This is a genomic window from Bacillus sp. LR_5 (assembly GCF_042709275.1).
The window spans coordinates 1-1133 of the sequence record NZ_JAVAXX010000615.1 but is presented as its reverse complement, the minus strand read 5'-3'; the positions used below and the strand labels follow the sequence as shown (position 1 = coordinate 1133).

At 41.0% G+C, this 1133-nt stretch carries 1 protein-coding gene; it reads left to right on the top strand.

Translation table 11 applies throughout. The features are described from left to right. Positions 1-1110 (top strand): DNA polymerase III subunit beta (gene dnaN / locus RAC86_RS38965; protein WP_377886987.1); only part of this gene is annotated, 1110 nt, incomplete at its 5' end. Positions 1111-1133: the final 23 nt, after the last annotated feature.

Below are 1133 nucleotides of genomic sequence, written 5' to 3'. Positions count from 1 at the left end.
CTTGTTGAAAGTGTCCAAGATGTATTAAAAGCAGTTTCATCCAGAACCACGATTCCCATTCTGACTGGTATTAAAATTGTTGCATCAGATGATGGAGTATCCTTTACAGGGAGTGACTCAGATATTTCTATTGAATCCTTCATTCCAAAAGAAGAAGGAGATAAAGAAATCGTCACTATTGAACAGCCCGGAAGCATCGTTTTACAGGCTCGCTTTTTTAGTGAAATTGTAAAAAAATTGCCGATGGCAACTGTAGAAATCGAAGTCCAAAATCAGTATTTGACGATTATCCGTTCTGGTAAAGCTGAATTTAATCTAAACGGACTGGATGCTGATGAGTATCCGCACTTGCCGCAGATTGAAGAGCATCATGCGATTCAGATCCCAACTGATTTGTTAAAAAATCTAATCAGACAAACAGTATTTGCAGTGTCCACCTCAGAAACACGCCCTATCTTGACAGGTGTAAACTGGAAAGTGGAGCAAAGTGAATTATTATGCACTGCAACGGATAGCCACCGTCTTGCATTAAGAAAGGCGAAACTTGATATTCCAGAAGACAGATCTTATAACGTCGTGATTCCGGGAAAAAGTTTAACTGAACTCAGCAAGATTTTAGATGACAACCAGGAACTTGTAGATATCGTCATCACAGAAACCCAAGTTCTGTTTAAAGCGAAAAACGTTTTATTCTTCTCACGGCTTCTGGACGGGAATTATCCAGACACAACCAGCCTGATTCCGCAAGACAGCAAAACAGAAATCATTGTGAACACAAAAGAATTCCTTCAGGCCATTGATCGTGCATCTCTTTTAGCTAGAGAGGGACGCAACAACGTTGTAAAACTGTCCGCAAAACCAGCTGAATCCATTGAAATTTCTTCCAACTCCCCGGAAATCGGTAAAGTTGTGGAAGCAATTGCTGCGGATCAAATTGAAGGTGAGGAATTAAATATCTCTTTTAGTCCAAAATATATGCTGGATGCACTAAAGGTGCTTGAAGGAGCAGAAATACGCGTAAGCTTTACAGGCGCAATGAGACCTTTCTTAATTCGCACGCCGAATGATGAAACGATTGTACAGCTTATCCTCCCTGTCAGAACCTATTAATCCGATACACTGCTGCCGACCCG